The 25,149-nt window shown below is 62.0% G+C and carries 20 protein-coding genes; 7 read left to right on the top strand and 13 right to left on the bottom strand.

Features of this window, described 5'->3' with window-relative positions:
- Position 1: 1 nt before the first annotated feature.
- From NLM33_RS02010 to NLM33_RS01995, 4 genes are read right to left on the bottom strand one after another with little or no spacing between them, the layout of a single operon-like run.
- A complete protein-coding gene (locus tag NLM33_RS02010) occupies positions 2-1,198 on the bottom strand; it encodes a PLP-dependent transferase (protein WP_371929891.1) in 1,197 nt (398 codons plus the stop codon).
- On the bottom strand, positions 1,195-1,617 hold the full coding sequence (locus tag NLM33_RS02005) for an N-acetyltransferase (protein ID WP_254094210.1): 423 nt from the start codon (positions 1,615-1,617) through the stop codon (positions 1,195-1,197). The genes NLM33_RS02010 and NLM33_RS02005 overlap by 4 nt, the downstream gene beginning before the upstream one ends.
- 50 nt (positions 1,618-1,667) lie before the next feature.
- Positions 1,668-3,086, bottom strand: coding sequence for an MATE family efflux transporter (locus tag NLM33_RS02000; RefSeq protein WP_254094208.1), 1,419 nt, complete (start codon positions 3,084-3,086; stop codon positions 1,668-1,670).
- Positions 3,083-4,168, bottom strand: coding sequence for a GNAT family N-acetyltransferase (locus NLM33_RS01995; RefSeq protein ID WP_254094206.1), 1,086 nt, complete (start codon positions 4,166-4,168; stop codon positions 3,083-3,085). Before NLM33_RS01995 ends, NLM33_RS02000 begins: the two co-directional genes overlap by 4 nt.
- A 169-nt stretch (positions 4,169-4,337) precedes the next feature.
- On the opposite strand from NLM33_RS01995, the gene NLM33_RS01990 reads away from it, so the two are divergent.
- The 5 genes from NLM33_RS01990 to fhuB all read left to right on the top strand — a co-directional run bounded on the left by NLM33_RS01990 (position 4,338) and on the right by fhuB (position 12,887).
- A complete protein-coding gene (locus NLM33_RS01990; protein ID WP_254094204.1) occupies positions 4,338-4,556 on the top strand; it encodes an MbtH family NRPS accessory protein in 219 nt (72 codons plus the stop codon).
- A 43-nt stretch (positions 4,557-4,599) separates the two neighbouring features.
- Positions 4,600-8,625 carry an amino acid adenylation domain-containing protein gene (locus tag NLM33_RS01985; protein WP_254094202.1) on the top strand — a complete coding sequence of 1,342 codons (4,026 nt, stop codon included), beginning with the start codon at positions 4,600-4,602 and terminating at the stop codon, positions 8,623-8,625.
- Between the two features lie 32 nt (positions 8,626-8,657).
- Entirely contained in the window at positions 8,658-9,989 is a 1,332-nt protein-coding gene (locus tag NLM33_RS01980; RefSeq protein WP_254094200.1) for a lysine N(6)-hydroxylase/L-ornithine N(5)-oxygenase family protein, read from the top strand.
- 74 nt (positions 9,990-10,063) lie between these two features.
- On the top strand, positions 10,064-10,912 hold the full coding sequence (locus tag NLM33_RS01975; protein WP_254094198.1) for an ABC transporter substrate-binding protein: 849 nt from the start codon (positions 10,064-10,066) through the stop codon (positions 10,910-10,912).
- Positions 10,905-12,887 (top strand): Fe(3+)-hydroxamate ABC transporter permease FhuB, encoded by a 1,983-nt coding sequence (gene fhuB, locus NLM33_RS01970; protein ID WP_254094196.1) that lies wholly within the window; start codon positions 10,905-10,907, stop codon positions 12,885-12,887. The genes NLM33_RS01975 and fhuB overlap by 8 nt, the downstream gene beginning before the upstream one ends.
- Before the next feature lie 70 nt (positions 12,888-12,957).
- Here the strand turns inward: fhuB and NLM33_RS01965 are convergent, their stop codons facing one another.
- The 9 genes from NLM33_RS01965 to NLM33_RS01925 form a co-directional block, all read right to left on the bottom strand.
- Complete coding sequence (locus NLM33_RS01965) at positions 12,958-14,571, bottom strand: choline dehydrogenase (RefSeq protein WP_254094194.1); 1,614 nt, start codon at positions 14,569-14,571, stop codon at positions 12,958-12,960.
- Positions 14,572-14,722: 151 nt separating this feature from the next.
- Positions 14,723-15,832, bottom strand: a complete 1,110-nt coding sequence (locus NLM33_RS01960) for an ABC transporter ATP-binding protein (protein ID WP_254094192.1) — start codon at positions 15,830-15,832, stop codon at positions 14,723-14,725.
- A gap of 16 nt (positions 15,833-15,848) precedes the next feature.
- On the bottom strand, positions 15,849-16,652 hold the full coding sequence (locus NLM33_RS01955) for an HAD hydrolase family protein (protein ID WP_254094190.1): 804 nt from the start codon (positions 16,650-16,652) through the stop codon (positions 15,849-15,851).
- The gene (locus tag NLM33_RS01950) at positions 16,649-18,178 is read right to left on the bottom strand and encodes an FGGY-family carbohydrate kinase (RefSeq protein ID WP_254094188.1); all 1,530 of its coding nucleotides are present in this window, start codon (positions 18,176-18,178) and stop codon (positions 16,649-16,651) included. The genes NLM33_RS01955 and NLM33_RS01950 overlap by 4 nt, the downstream gene beginning before the upstream one ends.
- A 66-nt stretch (positions 18,179-18,244) precedes the next feature.
- On the bottom strand, positions 18,245-18,556 hold the full coding sequence (locus NLM33_RS01945; RefSeq protein WP_254094186.1) for a hypothetical protein: 312 nt from the start codon (positions 18,554-18,556) through the stop codon (positions 18,245-18,247).
- Positions 18,553-19,758 (bottom strand): ABC transporter substrate-binding protein, encoded by a 1,206-nt coding sequence (locus NLM33_RS01940; RefSeq protein WP_254094184.1) that lies wholly within the window; start codon positions 19,756-19,758, stop codon positions 18,553-18,555. The genes NLM33_RS01945 and NLM33_RS01940 overlap by 4 nt, the downstream gene beginning before the upstream one ends.
- 48 nt (positions 19,759-19,806) lie before the next feature.
- Entirely contained in the window at positions 19,807-20,697 is an 891-nt protein-coding gene (locus tag NLM33_RS01935) for a carbohydrate ABC transporter permease (protein ID WP_254094182.1), read from the bottom strand.
- A complete protein-coding gene (locus NLM33_RS01930; protein ID WP_254094180.1) occupies positions 20,697-21,638 on the bottom strand; it encodes a carbohydrate ABC transporter permease in 942 nt (313 codons plus the stop codon). Before NLM33_RS01930 ends, NLM33_RS01935 begins: the two co-directional genes overlap by 1 nt.
- 66 nt (positions 21,639-21,704) lie before the next feature.
- Positions 21,705-22,742, bottom strand: a complete 1,038-nt coding sequence (locus NLM33_RS01925) for a sugar-binding transcriptional regulator (RefSeq protein ID WP_254094178.1) — start codon at positions 22,740-22,742, stop codon at positions 21,705-21,707.
- Positions 22,743-22,884: 142 nt separating this feature from the next.
- Between NLM33_RS01925 and NLM33_RS01920 the strand changes: the two genes are divergently transcribed.
- Entirely contained in the window at positions 22,885-24,204 is a 1,320-nt protein-coding gene (locus NLM33_RS01920; RefSeq protein ID WP_254105626.1) for an iron-containing alcohol dehydrogenase, read from the top strand.
- A 14-nt stretch (positions 24,205-24,218) separates the two neighbouring features.
- Complete coding sequence (locus tag NLM33_RS01915) at positions 24,219-24,884, top strand: class II aldolase/adducin family protein (protein WP_254094176.1); 666 nt, start codon at positions 24,219-24,221, stop codon at positions 24,882-24,884.
- Positions 24,885-25,149: the final 265 nt, after the last annotated feature.

Here is a 25,149-nt window from a genome sequence, read left to right as displayed (position 1 = left end):
GTCAGGACGCCGCCAAAGCCTGCTCGATATCCTGCCAGAGCAGGTCGGGATCCTCGAGACCAACCGCAAAGCGGATCGTGCGATCGACGACACCGAAGCGTCGGAAGGAATTGGATTCCTCAGGAAGCTGCAATGCCGCCTGCGCCGGGACAATCAGTGTTTCGGGACCGCCCCAACTGACGCCGAGGCGGATGTGCTCTAGCGCATTGACGAAACCAGGCACGTCGACGTCGTCCGCGACATCGAAGCCGAATAGGCCGGAAAAACCTGACAGCGATGCCTTCCCAGGATGATCGGACAATGCCGGATGCCGAACCCGTGCAATCAAGGGATGATTTCCCAGCCGTTCCGCAAGGATCAGCCCGCTCTTCATGTGCTGAGACATGCGCAAGGGCAGCGTCCGCATGCCACGCAGCAACAGCCACGCCTCGAAGGGCGAAAGCTTGGCACCGAGATAGGGATAGCTCGTCCGATTGATGCGGGCGATATGGGCCTTCGATCCCGCCACGACCCCCGCGACCGTGTCGCTGTGTCCCCCGAGATATTTTGAAGCCGCATGAACGACGAGATCGACGCCGTGCAGCAGCGGCTTCTGAAACAACGGTGTCGCCCAGGAGTTATCAATCATGGTCATCGCGCCGTGCTGTCGGGCAAGCCCGGCAAGAGCTGCGATGTCCTGGACCTCGAACACCATGGAGGTCGGGTTCTCCAGATAGAGCAGCTTCGCACCGGGCAGCACGGCAGCAACTTTCGCAGGATCCGTCGCATCGACGTAGTCGACGGTCACGCCGAACTTCCGAAGCAGCTTGCCGAACAGGCAGTAGACATCGTTGTAGACGTTACGAACTGCGACAATCCGGTCACCCTGCTCGACGAAGGCGAGCACTGCGGCAGTGATGGCGCCTGTGCCGCTGGAGAAGGCACGGGCTGTCTCGGCACCTTCGAGCGCGGCAATTAGACTCTCGAATTCCGCAACCGTGGGATTGTTGCCGCGAGAGTAGATGAACTCCTCGGACCGCCCAGCGAATACGTCCTCGATCGCCGCGTAGCTTTCGAAGGTGAAGAGCGACGTCTGGAAAATCGGTGGCGACGCAGCGTTGAACGGCACCGGCCCATTCGGCGCAAACAGTGCGGTGTTGCCGGCAATCAACTCGTGATCCGATATCAAATGGGCCGAAGCCGAAGCATGCTTGTTCAAGCAGATCTCCTGTCGAGCGGTTTGACCAGGAACAGGCACGGAAAGTCCTCGTGCCAGAGCGTGGGGAATATCTCGGCGGCAATGAACCCATTGCGCTCATAGAAGGCGCGCGTTTCCGCATATTGGGGCTCGTCTCGATCACGGGGCGCCAGCGTTTTCACCGTCAGCAACCGGCAACCGGTGTTTCGGGCGTAGTCAGCCGCGGCTCCGATGAGCAGATGCCCCACGCCTTGACCATGGAACCTGCGGCGCACAGCGATCACGAAGATCTCGATGGCAGATGGGGGATGCAGCTTCAGCGCCACAAGGCCAGCAACGTTGCCCTCCAACTGGCAGGCGAACATCGGCAACTCCTCGACGACCTCCGCACAGGCAGCATTGGCCTCGGGATGATCGAACCACTCCGGAAGCTCGCCCATGATTTCGCTGCAAAGACCAGACTTGCCGGATCGAACGAGAGAAATGACAGTCAAGTAGCCTTCTCCCCGCCAACGCTTTCAGGACCGAATTGCGAGGCGCCGAGACGCCGGACGACCGGGATCAGCAAGGCGACCGCCAGAACGCTTGCGAGCGCCGCCGCAACGGCGAGAGCTGCCAGGATCCCGCCGAAGCCAAACCATGGCGGCAACACCACAAGAAGCGGAATGAGCAGATAGCCTTGTGGGGCAAGGCTCACCAGCGCCGCCTCGCGTACTTGCCCAATCGCCTGAAGCAGAACAAGCACAACCAACCGAACTCCAGCGAGCGGAAAGGCAGCATGGACCGCGACAATCGCGGTCACGGCCACATCCTGCACGGCGGGATTCGCTGAGAACAGGCAAGCGATCGGCCGCGCGAGGACGACGACGATGCAACCGTACAGGAGCGCAAAGCCGGAGGCGGCGGCCAGCGCGAAACGGGTCGCCGCGAGCACGCGGGCACGATTGCCAGCACCATAGGCGAAGCTCAGCACCGTCTGCGCCCCAAGCGCGAAGCCGATCAGCGGCAAGGAGCCGAGCGCAAGCATCCGCAGTGCGATGCCGAGACCCGCAATAGCGGTATCCCCGCCAAACGAACCGGCCTGGTAGTAGACCATGGCGAAGGCCGCCGCAGTGGCGATGCTTGCAAGCGTCGTTGGCAAGCCCAAGACGATGACCGGTCGCAAGATGGAAGAGCGCGGGCGCACCAGATGGAGCGTCACGTGGACCCGCCCCGCTCGCGCGAGAAAGTAGAATGCGTACGCGGCCAGAACAGCGAGTTGCGACAGGATCGTCGCCAACGCCGCGCCGGAGACTCCGAGCTCGAGCGTAAAGATGAGCACCGGATCGAGGGCGATGTTGAGGGCAAATCCGCCAAGCAACGTCCACATGCTGAAACGGGTGTTGCCTTCCGCGATTGCGATGAAGTCGGCGATGATCTGAAGAAGCGTCAAGGTCGCGCCGAATGCCATCACGCCCACATAGCTGTCCGCCATCAGCCACGTGTCCGGGTTGGCACCGAACGTCGCCAGCAGCGGCTGGCGAACGGACATGACGACAAGCGTGATCGCCAGACCGACGGGTACCGCCAGAGTCAATATGGTGGAAGCCGTGACGCTGGCACGGCCCGCGGCGCCGCTGCCAAGCAGGCGACCGATCATGGCCGCGGCCCCCACTCCCAGCCCCTCGCCGATCGCGCCGATCACCATCGCGAGCGGCAAGACCACGCTGACCGCGGCCATGGCATGCGCGCCGATCATTCCAACGAACACGGCATTCGCAGCATGGTGCAACGCGTTGATTGACAGCCCGATCACCGCGGGCAGCGCCAATCGAACGATCGTTCGCCCGATGTCTGGCGCGGCGAGGTCGAGCGGGGCCGCAAAGCCAGGTTCGGGCGCGTCCGCCGCTGCGGAAACCGATATCGTCATGCCTGCGTGGACACTTCGGCTGCGGAATCGCGTTCCGTCGCCCACAATCGGTCTGCAAAGAAGTGCTCGCGCAACAGCATGACCAGCAGGGCACGCTTGTGCGGTAGGTCGAAATGCTTGATCTTCGCAAAACCCGCGCGATCGAGATTGCGAATTTGCTGGCTGTGGCTGGCCTTTGGCTCTCCGACAATCCGCTGGGTGCGAATGTCGTCAAGAAAGATGAAGTGCATGAGCGACGGCAACCATGCGGTGATCCAGGCGCGACCACGATACGCCTCCTCGCCAATCGCCACGTGCCAACCGCGATCATAGTCGTCCGCACGGTAGTGCGGTCCGATTCGATTTTCCTTCGCCCAGTAAACCTCGAAATAGCCGAAGGGCGCGTCATCGGCATAGCCAATCAAAGGCAGGACGTGCGGATCGACCGTCCGCTCTTCGAGGTCGCGTCGATGGCGCTGGAGGTCGCCACCGTCTCCCCAGATGATTTCGATACGGGGATCGTTCATCCAACGATGATAGAGTGGAAGATCGCGCTCGGGATCGACGACGACAAAGGAAAGTACCCGATCAAGCCACGGAATGTACCGCGCATAGCAAATGCCGCCTGGCTTGGGCGCACGTCGCGGGTGCCGGCGATCACCGGACATCACGTGCAGCTGCGGATGACCTCCATGGGACTCCGCATGCGGCAGCCATAACCGAGGCTGTTGCCAGAATTGGGCTGGCTCGACGATCAGGATCCCGCCCTGATGCATTGCGATACCTTCCCGATGCAGCCTACCCGCAAGCTCGCGGTCGACACCTTCCAGCCTCACACGAACGGCCCGATCGACAGCGGTCAAAACCTCAATCGCGCCGCAAAGCAAGTGATACGCATCGCTCCGCAAATCAGGCGGCACGCGGACACGCAGCGCATCGCCATCCCGGATCACCCCAAAATGACTGCGCAGGCCCACGTCATCGCAGACCTCCATGGTGCCATCTCCTGAGGTGACCGATATCCGACCACCAAGGCCCGCTTTGGTTATTCCAGTTCGCGGTCCCTGCTCGCGCCAGGACATCAGTTGCGTCTTGGCATTCATCCTGAAGGCCTCGGTGAATCGTTGCGATGGGCTCTGCCAAACCCGGCATTCATACACAAGACGACTGACCTACCCGCCGATTTAGCCGAACCAAAAAAAATCGCGCACAGCCTAAATCCAGGACAGCCGCTTTCGTCTTGCAAGCAGCATCGGCGAGAGAGACCAACCCATGGACATCGACGACGTTTGGCAGGTGGTGAGGGATAGCGAAGGCCGCTATTCCGTTTGGCGGGACGGTCGCCCCGTGCCGTTCGGATGGAAAGCCATCCCTTTCAACGGTTCACGAGACGAGTGCCTCGCGCATATCGAGACCACATGGTGCGACTCGCGGCCCGCGAGCTGGGCGCAGTTGATGGACAGCCAAAGCCCGACGACCGGAAGATCCTGACGAAAGCGCCCCCTAGCGACAACTTCAGCAGCCGCGGAGCCATATGACAGTCCTTAGTGCCGAACTCTCTGGCGTGATCGACGCCGGAGCACACCACTTTCCCCTGACACTGGCCCAAAAACGGATCTGGTCGCTCGGCCAGATCGGCAATCACAGCGTTTTCCCGGCCCAGGTCCTCGCCTTGCGGCTTCAGGGGGCCGTTGGGACCGAGATGCTCAGATCAGCACTGCGCCGGCTGGCCCGACGTCATCCGGCACTGCGAATGCGTTTCCGGCGCTTGGCCGGCGGACATGTCGAACAAACCGCAGCCACGATGGACGCGTTTCAGGTCTCGACGGGGGATATTTCGCAAATCGCCGCTGAGAAGCGGGATGCGGCGCTCTTGGACGCAATCGCCGACTTTCTTGCCTCACCCATTGATCTCGAAATCGATGTCTCCGCGCGTGCGCGGATCATACGGCTCGGCGACACCGACCAAGTCGTCGTCATCGCTCTGCATCCGATCGTCTGCGATGCCGCATCATTAAGAGTCCTCGCGCGAGATCTTCCAAGGGCCTTGGCTGGCCCTCGGGTAGACTCGGTGCTCGACGCCGGCCTGCACCGGGCGGCCGTCGAGCATCAGTGGCTGCACTCGTCGGCCCACGATGACGCCCTTTCCTATTGGCGATCGACGTTTGGAGAGGAGCGTATCTGTGCAACTCTTCCGGTCCGGCCAGCTCTCGGGGACGGTGCCGCCGGACTGCGCAAGCAGCATCGCTTCACCCTCAACCCGGATCTCCGGATGAAGGTGCTCGATCTCGCCATGGCGTCCGGTCTTTCCGAGCGGCTGGTCCTCCTGACGGCCTTCAACGTGCTCCTGGCGCTGTATGGGGGCCAGTTCAGATTGCGCTCGGGATTCGTCTGTGATGGCCGCGCAAATTCGAACGCTACTGATGTTATCGCCAGACTGGAGGACCTCGTTCCGCTTCGTCTCGATTTCTCGCCGGCCATGACCTTTGTCGCGGCTGCACGGCATGCTCGCGACCGCCTGGATGAGGGATTGCGACATCACTTACCCCTGGAACGGCTAACGCAGGAGCTGTGGCGTGACGATCAGGACATGCGCGGCACCTACATTGCATCGCTGTTCGAGCATCGCGACAGCCTGATCGACGCACCCTCGACGCCGCCGGACATCACAATCGGGACGGTACTCGCGCCAGCAACGCGCGCTGACGCGGACCTGGTGCTGGTTACGGAAGTGAATGTTGCGGGTCATCTCGATGTGGTCATCGATGCATCGGAGGCACTCTACGACAACGCACTGCTGGCCCGCGCCGCGAATCATTTCCTGCGGATTTTGGAATCCGCAACGCTCAACGGGAATGTGTGCCTGCGCGACATCGCGTTGGTCTCCGCGGAAGAGCTGGACCGTCTCTCAGCCCCCTATGAAGACGAGGCGACGGACGATGATCGCCCGGTCCACGAATGGATTGCGGCGCACGCCGCCCTGACGCCCGACAAGACAGCGATCATCTATGCAGACGAGCGCTGGACCCATGCTGACCTTGATCGGCGCGCTAACCAGCTCGCTCATCGCCTGATTGGCGCCGGAACGGGTCCGGAGGTCTGCGTCGCCGTGCTGGTCAAGCGCTCGCCGGAGACCATTGCCGCGATCCTTGCCGTTCTGAAAGCTGGCGGCGCCTACATTCCCGTAGAACCGGATCAACCGCCGGCGCGCAACCATCATATCTTCCGCGACGCCGGCGTGAGGGTCATCATCACAAACAGCTGGCTGCGCGAGCGCATTCCCTCGGATATCGATGCAACGATCCTGGAACTGGACCGACTGGATCTCTCCGAGGTCCCGGTGACGCCTCCGCCCGTGTCCGTTCATCACAGCCAGCTCGCCTATGTGATGTACACCTCAGGCTCGACCGGACTGCCGAAGGGAGTGGCGGTTGAGCACGGCCCCCTCACCCACCATTGCCAGAGCACAGCGCGCATCTACGAAATGTCGGAGGCCTCGCGGGAGCTACCGTTCCTGCCGTTCAGCTCCGATGGCGGGCATGAACGGTGGATGGTACCCCTCATGATGGGTGGCAGCATCGTCTTGCCCGACCAGGCCTTATGGACACCGGAACAGACCCTGAGCGCGATGCACAGGCACGGCGCCAATAATGCGAGTATTCCGACCACCTACATGCAGCAGCTTGCGGAATGGGCGGACATAGCCGGTGACGCGCCTCCCTTGCGGCTCTACTCTTTCGGCGGCGAAGGACTGGCCCAGACGACGTTTGACCTTTTGACCCGATCGCTTCCGGCCAAGTGGCTCATTAACGGCTACGGTCCGACAGAGACAATCATGACGCCAATGGTCTGGAAGGTCCGGCCCGGCACCCGCTTTCACGGAACCTATGCTCCGATCGGACGTGCAGTCGGACGCAGACGCATCTATGTCCTCGATGCCGACATGAATCCCTGCCCGATTGGCGTCACCGGCGAGCTCTATTTGGGGGGCGAGGGAGTCGCTCGCGGCTATGTCGGTCGTCCCGGCATCACCGCGGACCGTTTCGTGCCCGATCCCTTTGCCGCCGACGGCGGACGCCTGTATCGCTCGGGTGATCTCACTCGCTGGCGCGAAGACGGCACGGTCGAATTCGTCGGCCGTGTCGATCATCAGGTCAAACTGCGCGGCTACCGGATCGAGCTCGGCGAAATCGAGTCAGCCCTGGTGGAGCAGCCTGGCGTCGGCGAATGCGTCGCCCTGTTGCGTAACGATGACGGCCAGCCGAGCCTTGTCGCCTACGTCGTCCCCGAGGTCGGCGCGACGCTCGATCCCGATGATCTACGCCGGGCCGTCGGCGGCAAATTACCGGACTATATGGTCCCAGCCGCGATCGTCCCGCTCGAGCGGCTGCCGATCAATCCCAACAGCAAGCTTGATCGTGCGGCGCTGCCCGCACCGGTCAAGCGACTAACGGACGCCGTGCCGCCGACCACGTCCCTGGAGAGTGAGCTTCTCGAGATCTGGTGCGAGGTGCTCGACCTCCGGGCGATCGGAGTGACCCATGACTTTTTCCAGATCGGAGGGCACTCACTCGCGGCGATCAAGATCCTGACACGATTGAAGCGCCAGCGACCGGACCTGCACACCACCATCGCCGACCTCTTCAACTATCCCACGGTCCGATCCTTGGCGGCCCGTATCGAAGGAGGCGGAGAAGAGATCGGCAGCCAGGTAATCGCGCTACGCACGTCCGGGAGCAAGCCGATGCTCTACTGCTTTCCAGGACTGCTCGTGAGCACTCGCGAGTACGTCAAGCTCGTCGACTTCCTCGGGCCTGAGCAGCCTGCAACGGGCTTCATCTGCTACTCCCTCTCGGAAGACCTGAAGCTGAATGCCACCGTGGAAGAGATCACAGGCCGTTATGTCGAGCACATTCGGCGACAGAGCCGCGGTCAACCCTGCCTCTTCCTCGGCTGGTCGTGGGGCGGCCTTCTCGCCTATGAAGCCGCCCGGATGCTCGGCAATGACGTCGATCTGCGTTTGATCGGAATGGTCGACGTCTGCGAGATCGGCAGCGAGTTCGCGCTCGGCGCCATCCCGCAATTTGCCCCGGGCGAACGAGACCTCTTGCGGTCACAGGTGACAGACTGGCTCGCGCGTACGCGCATGCGCAGCGACTGGGAGCGCCTCCTGGCGTCAATGGATGCGCTCACCTACGAACAGTTCCTGCGCTTCATCGGCAACGAGAAAGACGAGCTTCCAACCGACGGACCGGATGTCTCCAGCCGCGAACATACATTCTGGATCCTGATCGACAACGCACTCATTTTCCGTCGCTACCGCATGCAACGATACGACTGCCCACTCCATTCGTGGACAGCAGAGGACAGCCTCCATCGCGGCCTCAACCTGATCGACTGGCGACAGTACTCGCGTCGTGCCAACCCGGCCGAGATCATCGCCGGGACGACCCATTTGCACGTGATCGGGTCCAACGCCTTCCACAGCCGTTTTGCGCACCGGATCGAGCAAGCGATTGCGGACCTCGGGTGCCCGCAATCCCAGCACGCGCGCCGCTAACGCAATACCCCCAATCGCAAAGGACGACGACGATGAGCCCTGCCAATCACTTGCCGACGTCAGATCATGGCGGATCACTCGATCTCGCCGGGATCGGTATCGGCCCATTCAACCTCAGCCTCGCAGCACAGCTTGACAGCACACCCACGCTTCACGCGAGATTTTTCGAAAGGCGTCCCTGCTTCGAGTGGCATCCTGGAATGATGCTGCCGGATGTCGAGCTGCAGTCCTCCTTTCTGAAGGATTTGGTGACATCAACGAACCCAACGAGCCGTTGGTCCTTCGTCGCTTACCTCGTGGCTCACAAGCGTCTCTTCACCTTCCTCAATGCCCGCTATGACGCGGTCCCACGACGGGAATTCGCCCGCTACTTCGAATGGGTTGCGGATAGCCTGGCCAATCTGACTTTTGGAACCGACATCCGCGAGATATCCCACGACGGGCGCGATTTTGTGCTGACGACGAACGGAGGCCGCCATCGCGCTAGAAACATAGCGCTCGGTGTTGGGGCTAGCCCCTCCCTGCCCACCTGGGCGCTTTCCCTGCAAGGCGATCGCTGCTTTCACTGTTCCGAAGCCGTCGATCGTCTGCCACACATAACCTCCGACCGCATCGTCGTGATCGGAGGAGGTCAAAGCGGGGGCGAGATCGTTCAGCATCTGCTGTCGCGAGACCAGTTGCCGAATAGCCTCAAATGGATCAGCCGCCGGCACAATTTCGAGCCGATGAACGATACGCCGTTCTCCAATCAGGTCTTCTCGCCGGAATATATCGACGCATTCCGCCAATTGAACGACGAACGCAAGCACGCGGCTCTCGGCACTCACATTCTGACGAGCGACGGTCTGTCACTCTCGACCATCAATGCGATATACCGCCGCCTCTACACGCTGCGACATATCGAGGCTCGCAATCCCGATGTCGAGCTGTTGCCGAACCGCGATGTGATCCAAGTGGACCGAGTTCAAGATGGCTTCCGCTTGATCATCCGCAATGGCTTCGATGGCGGCATCGAGATCTGCTTTGCTGACGTCCTCGTGCTCGCGACTGGATATAAATTCAAGCTTCCGGATGCCATCGCCCCATTGCAGGACCGCATCGCGCTCGATCGAAACCATCGCCTGGTTCTTGCCGATGACTATTCTGCCACCTGGGATGGTCCGCGGGAGAACCGTATTTTCGCACTCAATGCAGGTCGCTACAGCCATGGCATTGCGGATTCGCAACTGAGCCTCATGGCTTGGCGAAGCGCGGTCATCGTCAACGCCTTGCTCGGCCGCAACCATTTCGAGCTGGGCCTGCCACAGCCGGTCGTCCGCTGGGGCTCGGCGTTTCGGCATTCGAGTGAAGCCATGTCGTTGTGAGACCGGGGCGGGGTATGTGTGAAAGCGCGCATTGTCTGCGCTCGCATCTGTCGCGGAGGTCGTTCGGGCAAGGCATGCTGGCTACGCTCGCCGCGGGCGGGATCGCCCCCGCTACCGCACGGGAGACCAAGCGTATCGTCTCACTGGACTTCGGGCTGGCCGAAACCCTTCTGGAGATCGGGATTGTCCCGGTCGGAGTGACTGCTGCCGACGACTGGAACGACTGGGTCGCCGAACCGCGCCTCCCCGCCGATGTGGTCAATATCGGTGGCACCTTCGAGCCGAACATCGAGCTGCTGCTTGAACTGGCTCCGGATCTGATCTTGTTGACCCCCTATCTTGCCGGTCTTTCCGACCGGCTTCGCCGCATTGCGCCAGTGCTTTCACTGCCACTGTATGACGAAGCCGGCGAGCCGCTCATGCGTGCGCGAGAAGCGACGCGGCATCTCGGCCATATCACCGATACGACCGCGGCGGCGGAACGCCTGATCGCCCGCGTCGACGCCACTTTCGAGGGGGTACGCAAGCGACTACGTGCAGTGAACACATTGCCGGTCTATATCGTTCAATTCATGGATCGCCGTCATGCGCGGGTTTACGGTGCAAAAAGCCTATTCCAAGACGTACTCGACCGTATCGGCTTGACGAACGCCTGGGCTCGCCAGACCAACTACTGGGGTTTCACGACGATCGGGATCGAAGCGCTGGCGACGGCGGATGATGTTTACCTCGTGCGTCTTGCCCAAGCGAGCGACTATGCCGCGCTCTCCCACGGGCCGCTCTGGCGCAACATGTCCTTCGTACGACATGGCCGGATCGTGGACCTTCCTCCGGTCTTGATGTTCGGCGCCTTGCCCTCGGCGGAGCGGTTTGCGCGGCTGCTCGACAGGCAGTTCACATTGATGGCTCGCCCGAATGGTTGATGGTCACGTCGGTCATCGCCCGGCGATCCTCGCGGCAATCCTCGGCACGGCCGCACTCGCGCTGAGCTTCACGACACTGGCTGCGCAGTTGCCGGGCGAATTGTGGATCAGCGCCGTCTTCCAGCCACCGGCCGATGACGTGAGGCAGATGGTCGTTCATTACAGCTGGTTGCCGCGTCTCGTTACAAGCCTTCTCGCCGGTGCGGCGCTCGCTCTGATCGGAACCGCCTTTCAGCAACTTCTGCGCAATCCATTGGCATCGCCGACGACGCTCGGCGTCGAATCGGGCGCAAGTGCGGCACTCGCACTTGCGACGCTTTTCGCTCCCGAACTGCTCAACGACGGACGCGAGGCCATCGCCTTCGCAGGCGGCCTGGCCGCCGCCGGTCTGGTCTTTGCGCTGTCGTGGCGACGCGGATCTGCCCCCCTGAGCCTGATTCTTGCGGGTCTGCTGGTCAGCCTCTTCTTCGGCGCCATCGCTGCGGCGCTCATGCTGTTAAAGGAACGGGCCCTCGCCGGCCTGTTCATCTGGGGAAAAGGATCGCTCAACCAGCAGGACTGGAGCGCCGTCACCTACATCGCGCCGCGCTTCATTGTCGTCATGGCCATCCTCATCGCAATGACGCGCCCCTTGACGCTTCTCGGCCTTGACAGCGCCAGTGCCGAACAGCTTGGTCTGCGTCTCGCTATCGTTCGTTTCGTTGGCCTCATGGCGGTGGTTGCCCTGACAGCATCCGTGGTCAGTGCAGTCGGTGTCATCGCTTTCGTCGGATTGGCCGCTCCCGCGATCGTCCAGTCCGCCGGAGCGCGACGATTTCGTGAACGTCTGATCTGGTCTCCTGTGATCGGCGCAGCACTGCTCTGGTTCGCCGACCAGGCCGTTCTCGTCCTCAACCGCATGTTCGATACCGAGCTCCCAACCGGCACCGTGACGGCGCTGGCTGGCGCCCCAGTTCTGCTGTGGGTGATCAACCGCTCACATCTGACGCCAGCTCCGGTCCACGAGGACCGGCACTCTCAATACAGACGCGCAACCGGGGGCACCCTCCTGACCATTGCTCTGCTGCTCGTGCTGGGCGCAGCGCTTTCGTTGACGATCGGCCGTGGCACTGCAGGTTGGCGATGGAGCGCTGGAGCAGAGCTTGACATGCTCCTGACTTGGCGCGCTCCCCGCGTCACCGCGGCCGCAGCGGCCGGCGCAATGCTCGCCACCGCCGGCGTCCTTCTGCAACGCCTGACCGGCAACCCGATGGCGAGCCCGGAGGTCCTCGGCGTAACCGCTGGGGCGGCGCTCGGTCTACTGCTGGCTTTGTTGGGACTCGGCGGCCTCGGACAGGAGACGGCGCTACTCGCGGGGTTCGCAGGCGCAGGACTCGCTCTCGCGGCCCTTCTAGCCTTCGGACACCGCAGCGGTTTGGCGCCGAACCGAATCGTGCTTGCTGGGATCGCTTTCGGTGCCATCGTCGACGCCCTGATCGGCGTCCTCCAGGCCGGCGGAGATCCGCGCGCCATGCTGCTGCTAACTTGGCTCAGCGGATCGACCTATGGAATCGATGGTTCGATCGCAGCGGTGACGGCGATCGCCGCCTGCGCATTGCTAAGCACCGCGATACTCTTGGTGCGATGGCTGGATCTGCTGCCTCTGGGGCCGGTCACCTCTCAGGCCCTCGGCATCGATCTCGGCTGTAGCAGACTTGCTATTATTGTGCTCACGGCATTGCTGACCGCTGCGGGCTGTCTTGTGGCAGGCACATTGAGCTTCGTCGGCCTGATGGCCCCTCATTTCGCCCTCAAGCTAGGCCTTCAACGAGCGCTGCCCCATTTGTTGGGCTCTGCGCTGTTCGGGAGCCTGATCATGATCGTTGCCGATTGGCTTGGGCGCGTCGCGCTGTTTCCACGACAGATGCCGGCTGGACTTGTTGCGATGCTTGTCGGCGTTCCCGTTATGATGTGGTTGGCTGCCCGCAGGGATTGATAAGTCTTCAATCCAACGGGCCACACGTGGTCTAGATGAACTTTTCCTGTAAGGCACGTTGCTCCACGGCCTACTGCGGCTTGGTACGTGTCGCTTTCGACTGGCAGCCAAGGATAGCGTCGGCCCCCTTCTCCGCGATCATGATCGTCGGCGCATTTGTATTGCCCGAAACCAGCCGCGGCATGATGGACGCATCGATCACCCGCAGCCCTCCAACACCATGGACACAAAGCCGATCGTCAACGACGGCAAGCGGGTCCGCCCCCATCTTGCAGGTGCCGACGGGGTGATAGATGGTTTCGGCAGTTTGCCGAACATAGCTGTCGACGTCCGCATCCGACTTCGCCCGGGAGCCAGGACCATACTCTTCACCACGATATGGGTCGAACGCCTTCTGCGCGATAATGTCCCGACCGATCCTTATGCCATCGCGCATGTTGAGGACATCTTTTTGCGCTTCCAGGTAGTTCGGTTGAATCGATGGATGCTGCCGCGGATCTGCCGATCTGATCATGATCCTGCCGCGGCTTTCGGGGCGCGCGATATTGAAGTACGCCATGAAGCCATGTTCGTTCGCGATCTTGCGGCCATGGTCGCTGTAGATCAGGAGCACCAAGAAATACTGCAGGTCCGGAGCGACAAGATCAGGCTGCGATTTGAGAAACGCCATCGCCTCGAGGCCGTGCGACGTCGCCGGACCTGTCTTGGTGAGCACGTACTGGATAAAGGCCTTGGTCGCGCCCAACGGTTTGGTGTGCTTGAGAAACGAAATGGGCTGGGTGCAACGCTGCTTCACCCCGCAGGCGAGATGATCCTGCAAATTCTGCCCGACGCCCTTCAATTCGTGAACGACGTCGATGCCGAGCGAACGGAGGTGGTCTCCATCGCCGATGCCCGACAACTGAAGCAGTTGCGGCGAGTTGATGGCGCCGCCGGACAGGATCACCTCGCGTTCGGCTCTCAATGTGTGAACCCGATTGTCCTTGATGTACTCGACGCCGACGGCGCGGCCGCGTTCCACCAGGATGCGTGACGCGAGCGCTTTCGTAATCACCTTGAGATTGGGACGATCCAGGACCGGATGCAGATAGCACCGGGCCGCGCTGGCGCGCTGGTTGTCGGCGATCGTGCTGTCGACGGGGCCGAAGCCTTCCAGCTCGGCGCCGTTGAAATCATCCGTCGCGCGAAATCCCGCCTGCGTCCCGGCCTCGAACCACGCCTTCGTCAGCGGATGCGTCAACTCCGGCAGCCGGCTAGTCCGCAAAGGACCATCACCGCCATGATATTCGTCGGCGCCGGCTTCCCGCCCTTCCGAACGAATGAAGTATGGCAGGCAATCGCTGTAGGACCAGCCGCGATTGCCCAACTGAGCCCACATGTCGTAGTCGGAGGCGTGGCCGCGGATGTAGACCATTCCATTGATGGAGCTCGATCCTCCGAGCACTTTTCCGCGCGGCCAATACATGACCCGGTTGTCCATATGAGGCTGAGGGTCGGTATGGTAATGCCAATCGACGCTGCCGGATTTCATGAGCGCAAGATATCCCGCCGGCATGCGGATGAAGGGATTGCTATCCTTGCCGCCGGCCTCGAGCAGAACAACCTCGTGCTCCGGATCCGCCGACAAGCGATTTGCCAGGACGCATCCGGCCGATCCGGCGCCGACGATAACGTAGTCCACCATGTTTCCTCCGCCCGTTGATCCGCAGATGGCCGGCGTTTGCTCCGGCTACCTAAATCGCGATGCGATTGGGGCGACTCATCGTCGCGCTTTCGGTTATTGTTTGAGCATGATCTCTTCAGAAAACCGCTGCACATTTTTTGCGGATCATGCTCTAGGCTCGCATCAGGTCGCGCGCCCCGACGTCATGCGGAGCGTTGATGACGAGGCCCGTTGCCGGGTCGAACAGCCTGATCCTGTCGAGTGCAGGGACCAGGGTGATCTCGTCACCAGGACCTAGCTCGAGACGTTCTTGCGTAATGGCGCAAACCTCCTGCGTACCCATCTCCGCGTAGATATGAATCTCGGGGCCTGTCGGCTCGACGATAGAAACCCTGGCGGGGATACCAAGGCCGTCAGAACCCGGCCGCAGGTGCTCCGGCCGGATTCCGTATGTCACGGCCTGCCCCGCTCTCACGTTTGCATTCGAAGGCAACGGCAGGGTCACGCCGTTGGAGCGCAGCACCAGCCGTCCCGCGTCAGTGGCGATCTCACCGGACAGGAAGTTCATCGAAGGCGACCCGATGAACTCGGCGACGAACAGGTTTGCCGGACGATCGTAGATTTCCAACGGCCTGCCGATCTGCTCGATATGTCCGTCACGCAAGACCACGATCGTGTCGGCCATGGTCATGGCCTCGATCTGGTCGTGGGTCACATAGACGGTTGTCGTGCAGAGCTTGTGATGAAGTTCCTTGATCTCCGTTCGCATCTGCACGCGCAGCTTCGCGTCGAGGTTCGACAGCGGCTCGTCGAACAGGAATACGGACGGATCGCGTACGATGGCCCGCCCCATCGCAACACGCTGGCGTTGGCCGCCGGACAATTGCCGCGGCTGGCGGTCCAGATAGTCTGTAAGATTGAGGATCGAGGCCGCCCACTCCACCTTGTGCCGGATTTCGTCCTTCGGAAGCTTCTTGAGCTGCATCGAGAACGCCATGTTGTCGAATACGCTCAAATGCGCATAGAGCGCGTAGTTCTGGAACACCATCGCAATATCTCGGTCTTTCGGATGCAGTCCATTGACCACCACGCTTCCAATGCTGATCTGCCCGGATGTGATCGGCTCGAGCCCCGCGATCATCCGTAGCAATGTCGACTTGCCGCAGCCGGACGGTCCCAGAAGCACGACGAATTCACCGTTGGCGATGGAAAGATCGATGCCGTGCAGCACCTCGAATCCGCCGTAGGACTTGCGCACATTGCTGATGGTGACCGATGCCATGCCTGAAATCTCCTCGCTACGCGCGTGCCCTCGCGGACAATATTCTGTCCGCAATCTCGACGAAGCCCTCAGCCCCCCGCTTGCTTGCGATGAAGGCAGGAGTTGCGGCCATCGCTCCCTCGAAATCGTGTACGTTCGCAACGCCGCAGGCGTAGGGAAAGAATCCGAACATCGGAGCATCGTTGGGGCTGTCGCCGCAGAACACGATGCGGTCCCTCGCCTCGTCGAGATCGAGCCCGAGCCTCTCGCGCACAAAGATCCTGGTCATCGCCAGCTTGTCGTAGCGACCGAACCATCCATTGACGTGGATGGAAGAGACCTTGGCGATGCCGCCCGCACTCTCGAACAGGAAAACGATCTTGTCGACGGCTGCGCGCGACAAGGGTGGGACGTCCTCGCATACATCGATCGCAAGGTCCGCTTCGCGATAAAGTTGGTCGGACGAGATCGCCGCACCCGGCACTTCAGAGAGAATCCTTTCGCCGAGTGCCAGCAACCTGCGGCGGTTGGCGGCGCGCTCGGCTTCGGTTGCGATGAATTTTCTGATCATTTTCCGAGCCACAGGATCGTGCCGGAAATAGAACGCGCCGTTCTCGCCGATCACTCCGTCGACAGGCCAGAACCGTGCGATCATATCGCACCAGCCCGCCGGGCGGCCGGTCACCGGAACCACCGAGAGGCCGGCACCACGGAGATTTTCGAGTGCTGCGTAAGCCGCCGCGGGAAGCTGGCCGTCGGTGGTCAGCGTATCGTCGATATCGGTCAATACGCAGACGATGCGGCGCGCGGTCTCCGCGGGAAAACTTGCAATGGGCTTCATGACTGCGCGCCCTCGGCAAAGGATGCAAGCCGGGCGTTCCAATCGAGAAGCCTCGGCCAGAGATCGGCGTGGATCGCGCGGAGCTCGGAGTAGCGAACCACGCTCTTGGGGTCGGGCTGGAACGTCTTGGCCGGCGGCCGCGTCATTGCTGCGGAGGCTTCAGCGATTGTTCCGTACCAGCCCGCCCCCTTGGCCGCTGCGATCGCGGCACCGAGAGACGATGCCTCCCGCGCCGTCGAGCGCAGAACCGAGCGGCCCGATGTATCGGCCAAGATCTGGAGCCAGAGATCACTGTCCGAACCGCCACCAATGGCTGAAAGCTGCCGAATCTCGCTCCCCGTGACCGACACGATCCGTTCGATCTGGGCGGCAACCTCCAGCGCTATGCCTTCCAGCAGCGCACGATAGATTGCGCCGCGCCGGGTCGAGCCTGACAATCCCGCGATCACGCCACGCGCATAGGGATCCCAATAGGGCGTCATGCAGCCGAGCCAGTATGGCAACACCACGACCCCGCCCGCGCCGATTGGGCAACTCGCAGCTTCGGCTTCCAGCGCCTTGAAGATGCTCTGTTGCGCCGCCGGATCGGCCGCAAACATCTCGCGTGCCATCCAATCGACCAGGAACGTTCCGGTACGGATGCACTGCTCGTAGATGTAGCCGTCGTCACATACGGCCTTCTCGGTGCGAAAGGCGCGGTCATAAGCGTATCTACGGCCATAACTTCCCGAAACGACCGCCGTCCCTAGATTGATGTAGGCGCTGCCCGGCGACGTCACGCCGGCGCCCGTGCCGGCACACTGGCCGTCCCCCCCGCCGGCGACGACGGGCGTCCCGACGGACAAGCCGGTGATCGCGGCCGCGGTGTACGTAACTTCGCCCGTCTGCACTCCCGGGCGCGTGAGGAGCGGAAGCCTTTCGGTCGCAATGCCTATGGCGTCGAGGATGTCGGCCGACCAGACGTTGCTCTCCATGTCGAGCAGGCCGGTCGGATCGGCCGAAGCCGTCGACGTCCGCCATTGGCCGGTCAAGCGATAGGTCAGAAAGCCATGGACCTCGGCAAACCGTGCGGCGCGTGCAAAGATCTCCGGCTCCTGTTCCGCCATCCAGATGATACGGTAAAGGCACGGCAGGACATCAAGCGGTTTGCCGGAAATGGCGTGAACGCGCTCGGCGCCAAACGATTTGCCGAAGCGCACGACCTGGGGCCGCGCCCGCTCGTCGAGCCAGGTCATGCCCGGCCTGATCGCGGTCCCCTCTTCCGTAAAGGCGCTGAACGTCTCCCGTTGGTTCGAGATCGCCACGGCGGCAATGCGCGAGGCCCCAACCTGATCGGTAATGCGGCGCAACGCCGCTGCCGTCGAATCCCACCACTCGTCCGGGTCCTGCTCGAAATATCCCGGTTGCGGATTGGCAAGGCCGATGGTCTTGCGTCCCTCCGCAACGGCACGCCCGCTTCGGTCCCAGGCGATCGCCTTGGTTGCCGAAGTCGAACTATCGATACCGATCACCAGGTCTTTGGTCATGTCGCGCCATCTCAAGAGCCGCGAAGACGACTGCCGCCGTCCTCGCGCACTCCGGCTCCACGGCCCTTAAAGCAGGCCAGCGTCCTTCATCTTGGCGTCGATGTCCTTTGCCAGAGCATCCATGCATTTCTGCGGATCGCCGCCGTAAGCCTGGCCCGTCAGCAACTTGCCGAGTTCGGTCGGAATCTCGTTGGTCGAAAGGCCAGCCCACAACGCCATATGCGGCTCGGTCGCCATCACGTTGTCGATGACGTACTTCACCGTTTCGAGATGCCGCGTCGTGCCCGGGCCGACCTTGGCCTTGGCCTTGACCCGCGGATCGGCGAAGGAGGAGTTGCGCATCGGCGCGAAGCCGCCGAGCAGCGTGCATCGCGTCATGATCTCCTTGCAGCAGCCCCACTGCATGAAGATCCATGCGGCTTCCTTGTTCTTCGAATATTTCGACAACGAAATGCACGATCCGCCCTGATGGCCAAGATTCGGTTGCTCGTTGAAGCCGGACGAAGCTTCTTGGCCGTGAGCGGCTTGGCCGGCTCCCAGAGACCCTTGACCTTGGAGTCGTCGGCATCGAGCCCCGGGAAGAATTCGTCCCAGCTCTGCACCAGCGCGACCTGGCCGGAATGCATCATTTCAAACTGGCCGTCCCAGGTCGATGCCGTCGAATTCGGCGGCGAGATCTTCAAGAGCTCCTGGTACCACTTCAGACCGGCAATGCCCTGCTCGTCATTGCCCGAGAATTTCTTGTTCTTGTTGAAGATCGAGCCGCCATGCCCCCAAACAGCCTGGCTCCAGTCGCATTCGAGTGAATAGTGCCCGGATTTGGCCTGCAGGCCCGTACCGAAGATGCCATTGCTCTTCTCGGCTTCGGAGATCTGCCTTGCGGCAGCGAGGAAGTCCTCGTAGGTCGTTGGCACCGCGATCTTGTGCTTCTCCAGGATGTCCTTGCGGTACATCAGCGTGAAGAGCGGGATGTCGAAGGGAATCCCCATCCACTGCCCGTTGACCTTCGCGACATTGTCGACCAGCGGCTTGGAGAAATCGTCCCAATCGAAATCGGGCATCGCAAGCTCAGGCTTCTCCTTGTAGTAGGCGACCGGATCGACGCAGTCCGGCTGGAACATCGAGATCCAGGATTGATCGAGATAATAGAGATCGTAGGAGCCGAGCTGCCCCTGCACGTCCTGCGTCGCCTTGGCGAGCACCTGCTCCAGCGGCACGATTTCGACCTCGACCTCGATGCCGGTCGGATCGGTGAACTCCTTCTTGATCTGGTTCAGCACGACCGACGGCGGCGTCGACTCGGTCGAATAGCGGATCTTTGCGCCCTTGAACTTGCTGCCGACTTCCTTCAGCCATTTGGCCTGGTTGTCCGGCAGCCCGTCGGCATAGGCTTGCGTGCCGATGAGGTTGCCCCTGCGCAAGCCGCGCGGATTGCCGAGCATGCCAAGACTGAAGGCGGAAAAGCCGACGCCCGCCAGTCCCATCTTGCGCAGGAAGTCGCGCTTGGAGATTTGCCTGTTGGTGTAGGCGTTCGCCGTATCGATGATGAAAGTCTGCTGATCGAACTTCTTGAAACTCATTGATACTCCTCCCGATGTTTTCTGAGTTTTCAGTTCCGGTCTATGCGCCTACTCCTTGAGGGATCCGAGGGTTAGGCCACGGACAAGCTGCTTCTGGACAAGCAAGATGAAGATGAAGCTCGGGATCACGGCCGTTGTGCCGAGTGCCGCGATGAAGCCCCATTCCGATCCGGTCGAGGTGACGAAGGTCGTGATCTTGACGGGCAACGTTCGTATCGAATTGGTCAGGAACAGCGACAGCAGGAACTCGGTCCACGCGAAGATGAAACAAAGGACGGCGGTCGCCGCGACTCCGCCCCGCACCATCGGCAGGACGACGCGCCAGAAGATTTGTAGCCGCGTGGCGCCATCGATCATTGCGGCCTCGTCGACGTCGACGGGAACGTCGTCGTAGAACGACTTCATCAGGAGCACCGCGATCGGCAGGTTGATCAGCGTGTCCACGATGATGAGGCCAAGCCGCGTGTCGAGCAGCGACATGTAGTGAAACATGAAGACCACCGGCACGATGATGGCGATCGGCGGCATGAAGCGCTGCGACAGAATCCAGTTCAGATAGGCCTGTCGCCATCGGAAGCGCATCCGCGACAGCGCGTAGGCCGCCATCACCGCCAGCAGGACCGTCAACGCCGTCGCCCCCACAGCAACGATCAACGAATCGACGATGGTCTGGCGGCTGTCGTAGGAGCTCGCTCCCCCTATCCCGAACGTGTTGCCTGACTCGATCGCGAGCTCGGCCCGCGACTTTCCGAACATGGTCACGGCATAGTTGACCAGCGTCGGCTTGAAATTGAACCAGACGATCTCGTCTTTGTCGAAGATCGCAGACGTCGGCTTGAACGACGTCAGCGCCCACCAGAACAGCGGAAACATGAAGACGCCGACCACCAGGACCGCCGCCACATCGCGCAAGCGCGCCTGCCAGAATGTTTCCTGCATCAGAAGCGCACCCTGAACAGCTTGATGAAGATGCTGGAGGTGACGATCACCAGGAACAGCGTGAACAGGGAGATCGTCGATGCGTAGGGGAAGTCGGCATTCTTGAAGTAGATCGTGCCGGCATAGGAGGTCAGCGTCTCGGTCGCGGTGCCCGGCCCGCTGTCCGTCATCACCTTCACGTAATCGTAGATGCGGAACAGATCGACGCCGCGGATCAGAACCGCGAGCGCGATGATCCTGGAGAGCATCGGCAGCGTGAGATGGAAGAAGGCCTGGCTCGTGGTTGCACCGTCGATTGCCGCGGCCTCGAAGGGCTCCTTTGGCAGGGCGCGCAGACCGGCCAGCATGATCAGCACCATGAAGGGCGTCCACTGCCAGATATCGGCCAGCAGAACGCCGGCCAGCGCCGTGCTGCCCGAAGCCAGTATCGGATGCTGCGGTGGCCACAGCCCAAGCGAGACCAGCCCCGTGCTCAGCACGCCGAACGATCCATCCAGCATCAGGAGAAACATCATGCCGGTGACGGCCGGCGGCACCACCAGGGGTAGCGTCATCAGTGCCCGCAGCAGCCCATAGCCTTTGCGATCGCTGTCGAGCAGCAATGCGATGGCGAGCCCGAGCGAGAGTTCGATGACCAGTGCGGCGGTCGTGTACAGATAGGTGTGGCCGATAGCGCCCCACACCCGTTCGTCGGCAATGAGCTTTCCCCAATTCCAGGTCGGATTGAAGACGTTCATCCGGGTGATCGGGTTGCGCTTGAAGAACGAAAGCCACAGCGCGTACAGCAACGGATAGACGCCGAACGCGAGGATCAGCGCCGTAATCGGCGCCAACCAGGGGAACGGATGTTCGGAGGTCAGGAATCGTGGCCAGACACGGCGGCGCACCGGGTCCGATACCGGCACGTCTACGGCCAGAGTTGAAACCTGCTGCGAAACCATTGACGCTTCCTCGCGCATCGCTTTTCTCTCGGCGCCAGGCTCTGCGGCCCGGTTCGCTGTCGTTTTCTAGGGCCGGCGTGACACTCCAGTTCGGGGAGACCGGCCCGAACGCGGCACCAGCGCTTTCGCCGTCGCCACGTCCGTGACCAGTATCGTCGCGTAGTTGTTGTTGAGCGCCGCATACACGGCGTCGATCTTGTCGGTGCCTCCGGCAATGCAGATCCGTTCCGGCACCTTGGCGATCTCGTCGAGAGTCAGGCCGATCATCTGGTTGTCGAGCGCGCCCAGCAGCGGCTTGCCTTCGCGGTCGATGAAGCGCCCGCTCACCACGCCGACCGCGCCTCGCGCGAGATACGGCGCGATCTTTTCTGCCGTCATGTAGCCGCTGCGCATTGCCGTGCCGGCATCGTCCACGCTGCCGACGCCGAACAGCACCTTGTTGCTCGAGCGGATGATCTTGAACGTCTCGACGAGCGCCGGCTCCTGCATGAACAGCCGCTTGATCTGCGCCGTCGAGACGATGCCGGGCGCGTGCAGATTGACGCAGCGTGCGCCGAGCTTGTTGGCGATGTTGGAGGTGCACAGCTCCGGCGAGAATTCCGTCGTGCCGATCGAACAGCCGGTGATCTGGGCCACTGTCACGCCGGGCAGCTTCATCTCGGGCAACGCCGCCGACAGCGCCTGCACCGTGCGCCCCCAGGAAACACCGAGCACATCGTCCGGCTGGAGCCGCTCGATCAGCAATCGCGCCCCCGCCATGCCGATCCGCTCGTGGACCGGCAGCCGGCCTCCGTCATCAGGCACGACCAGACAATTGGAGAGCCCGTAGGCGTTGGCCACTTCGCGCGCGAGGCCGATGGTCTGCAAGTGACGCGAGGAGACCGCGATGGTGACGATGTTGCGGTCGCGCGCCTCCTGAAGAAAGTTCACCACCGAGGCGCGCGAGACGCCGAGCTGATCGGCGACCTCCTCCTGCGTCATGCCCTCTTCGTAATACAGCCAGGCCGCCCAGACGACGGGATCACTGTCGAACTCGGCGGGAATCGACAGCGCCCTGCGCTTGATCCGCGGCGGCGTCACATTGCGTTGCAGCGTCTTGATCATCGGCGGTCCGGTCCGGGTGTCGGAATTACAAAATGCACATCGAGTTGACAATTGTCAATTGTCTCGCTTAATTGCCAATCCGTTTTGTCGATTGTCACGAGCGGGACTGCGGCGCCGGACGGCGCGGCGCGGGAATGTGTCGATGTCGAAGCAGAATTGGACCGCCCTGATCGACGATCTGGTGGCCGGCCGCTGGACCAATCCGCTGACCGGCGACCGCATCAAGGTGCCTTACGATTCCATCGTGATCGAAGACAGCCTCGATGGACGCGAGGCCGAGCTGGTCGCGTCATTGAAACTGGGACACCGCCTTGCCGTCGTGGGCGACGAGGCGACCTACGACGCGATGGGCGCGCGCATCTGCAACGCACTCCGCAGCCTCGGTCCCGTCGAAGCGATCGTCCTCGACCATCCCCATGCCGATATGGCGGAGGTGCGCAGCCTGACCGAGAAGCTGCGCGGGTACGATGCCGTCGTCGCCGTCGGTTCGGGCACCGTCAACGACCTCTGCAAATATGTCACCGGCCTGGATGGTCGGCGCTATAGCGTGTTCGCGACGGCCCCGTCGATGAACGGATACACGTCCTCAACCGCCTCGCTGACGCTCGACAGCGGCTTGAAGGTATCGCTGCCCTCGCACACTCCGGCCGGCTTTTTCGTCGATCTCAAAGTATCCGCGGCCGCCCCCTCCTATCTCGCTGCCTCCGGCTTCGCCGACTGCCTGGCCCGCTCGGTTGCACAGAACGACTGGTGGATGTCGCACCGGCTGCTGGGGACGGCGTATTTTCAGGAGCCCTACACGATTCAGGCCGCCGACGAAGTCGAGCTGAACAAGAGAGCCGGAAACCTGCCCAAGGGCGATATCGGGGCCCTGGGGTACCTCTATCGCGTGTTGACCTTGTGCGGGCTCGGCATCTCATTCACCGGCGTCTCGCACCATGGTTCGATGGGTGAACACCAGATTTCGCATTACATCGATTGCTTTGCCGGAGCGCGGCATCCGGGAAGCCTGCACGGCCAGCAGGTGGGCATCGCATCGCTGAGTATGGCGAGGCTGCAGCAGCAGATGCTTGCGAGCGATCGGCCGCCTTCCGTCGATGCCACCCGTATCGACGTAGCGGGCATGGCTCGCCGTTTCGGCGAGGAAGTCGCATCGCAGTGCCGCGCCGAGTTCGAGCAAAAGGCCTTCGACCGCGAAGGCGCCGCAGTCTTCAACCGCAAGCTCGCGGAGACGTGGCCGGACCTCAAGCGCGAGTTGGCCGCTTTCACGATCCCTGTCGATGAGATCAAGCGTCTGCTGTCGGCCGCCGGCGGCGCCACGACGGCCGCCGAGCTCGGCGTGCCCGTCGATTTCTACCGCGAAGCCATCGTTCACTGCCGCGAGATGCGCAATCGCTTTTCGTTTCTCGACATAGCTGCCGATGCAGGAACGCTGGAGACGTTTGCGCAAGGCGAACTTTGAGGGGAGGCCGTGACATGACCGACACCGAACTTCAGTTGCGCGAAGCGATCATCGCGAAATGCCGCTGGATGAACGCCGCGGGACTGAACCAAGGCACCTCCGGAAACATCTCGGCCCGTCATGGTAACACCATGCTGATCTCGCCCTCGGCAACGCCGTACGACTCGCTCAGCCCCGACATGATCGCAGCGATGCCGATTGAAGGCGAGTACGGATCGTGGGAGGGGCCGCTCAAGCCTTCGACCGAATGGCGCTTTCATCTCGATATCATGAAGGCGCGGCGCGACGTCAGAGGCATCGTCCACACCCACGCAACCTACTCCACCGTGCTGGCGATCGCGCGCAAGGAAATTCCGGCGTGCCACTACATGATGGCGGCGTTTGGCGGCATGAACGTGAGGGTCGCCGGCTACGCCAGGTTCGGCACCAAGGAACTGTCGGAGCATGCGCTCAAGGCGCTCGAAGGGCGTACGGCCTGCCTGCTCGCCAATCACGGCATGATCGCCACGGGAGCCTCTCTCGACAAGGCGATGTGGCTTGCGGTCGAACTCGAGACCATTGCCCGGCAGTACTATCTCACCTTGGCAATCGGTGGACCGATGCTGCTGAACGAGGCCGAAATTGCCGAAACCGCCGCCGCTTTCGGAAGTTACGGCGTGCAGGATCCGCGCGGCAAGTAGCGGTCCCGGCGCGAGAGCTTCAGAGCAATAGCCGAGTCTGGCGTGCCGACTCGTGGCCATGGCGACCCTAGCTAACCCCAAGAGCCTTTCGTTCTTAGCTGGGTCAATGGGAGCGCCGCAATTGCGCGATGAAGCAGTGACGATCTACCTCCGACAAGCAAGACTACTCGTAGGCCCTCGCCCCAGTCTGCTATCGACACCATTGCAGCAATTGATATCGATACCATAAACTCGTCGCCGTCGCAGCGGCAGCACCGAAATCCGT

Source organism: Bradyrhizobium sp. CCGUVB1N3 (genome assembly GCF_024199925.1).
Classification (GTDB): Bacteria; Pseudomonadota; Alphaproteobacteria; order Rhizobiales; family Xanthobacteraceae; genus Bradyrhizobium.
The sequence above is the reverse complement of the archived record's forward strand: the minus strand, read 5'-3'. Positions and strand labels throughout refer to the sequence as shown.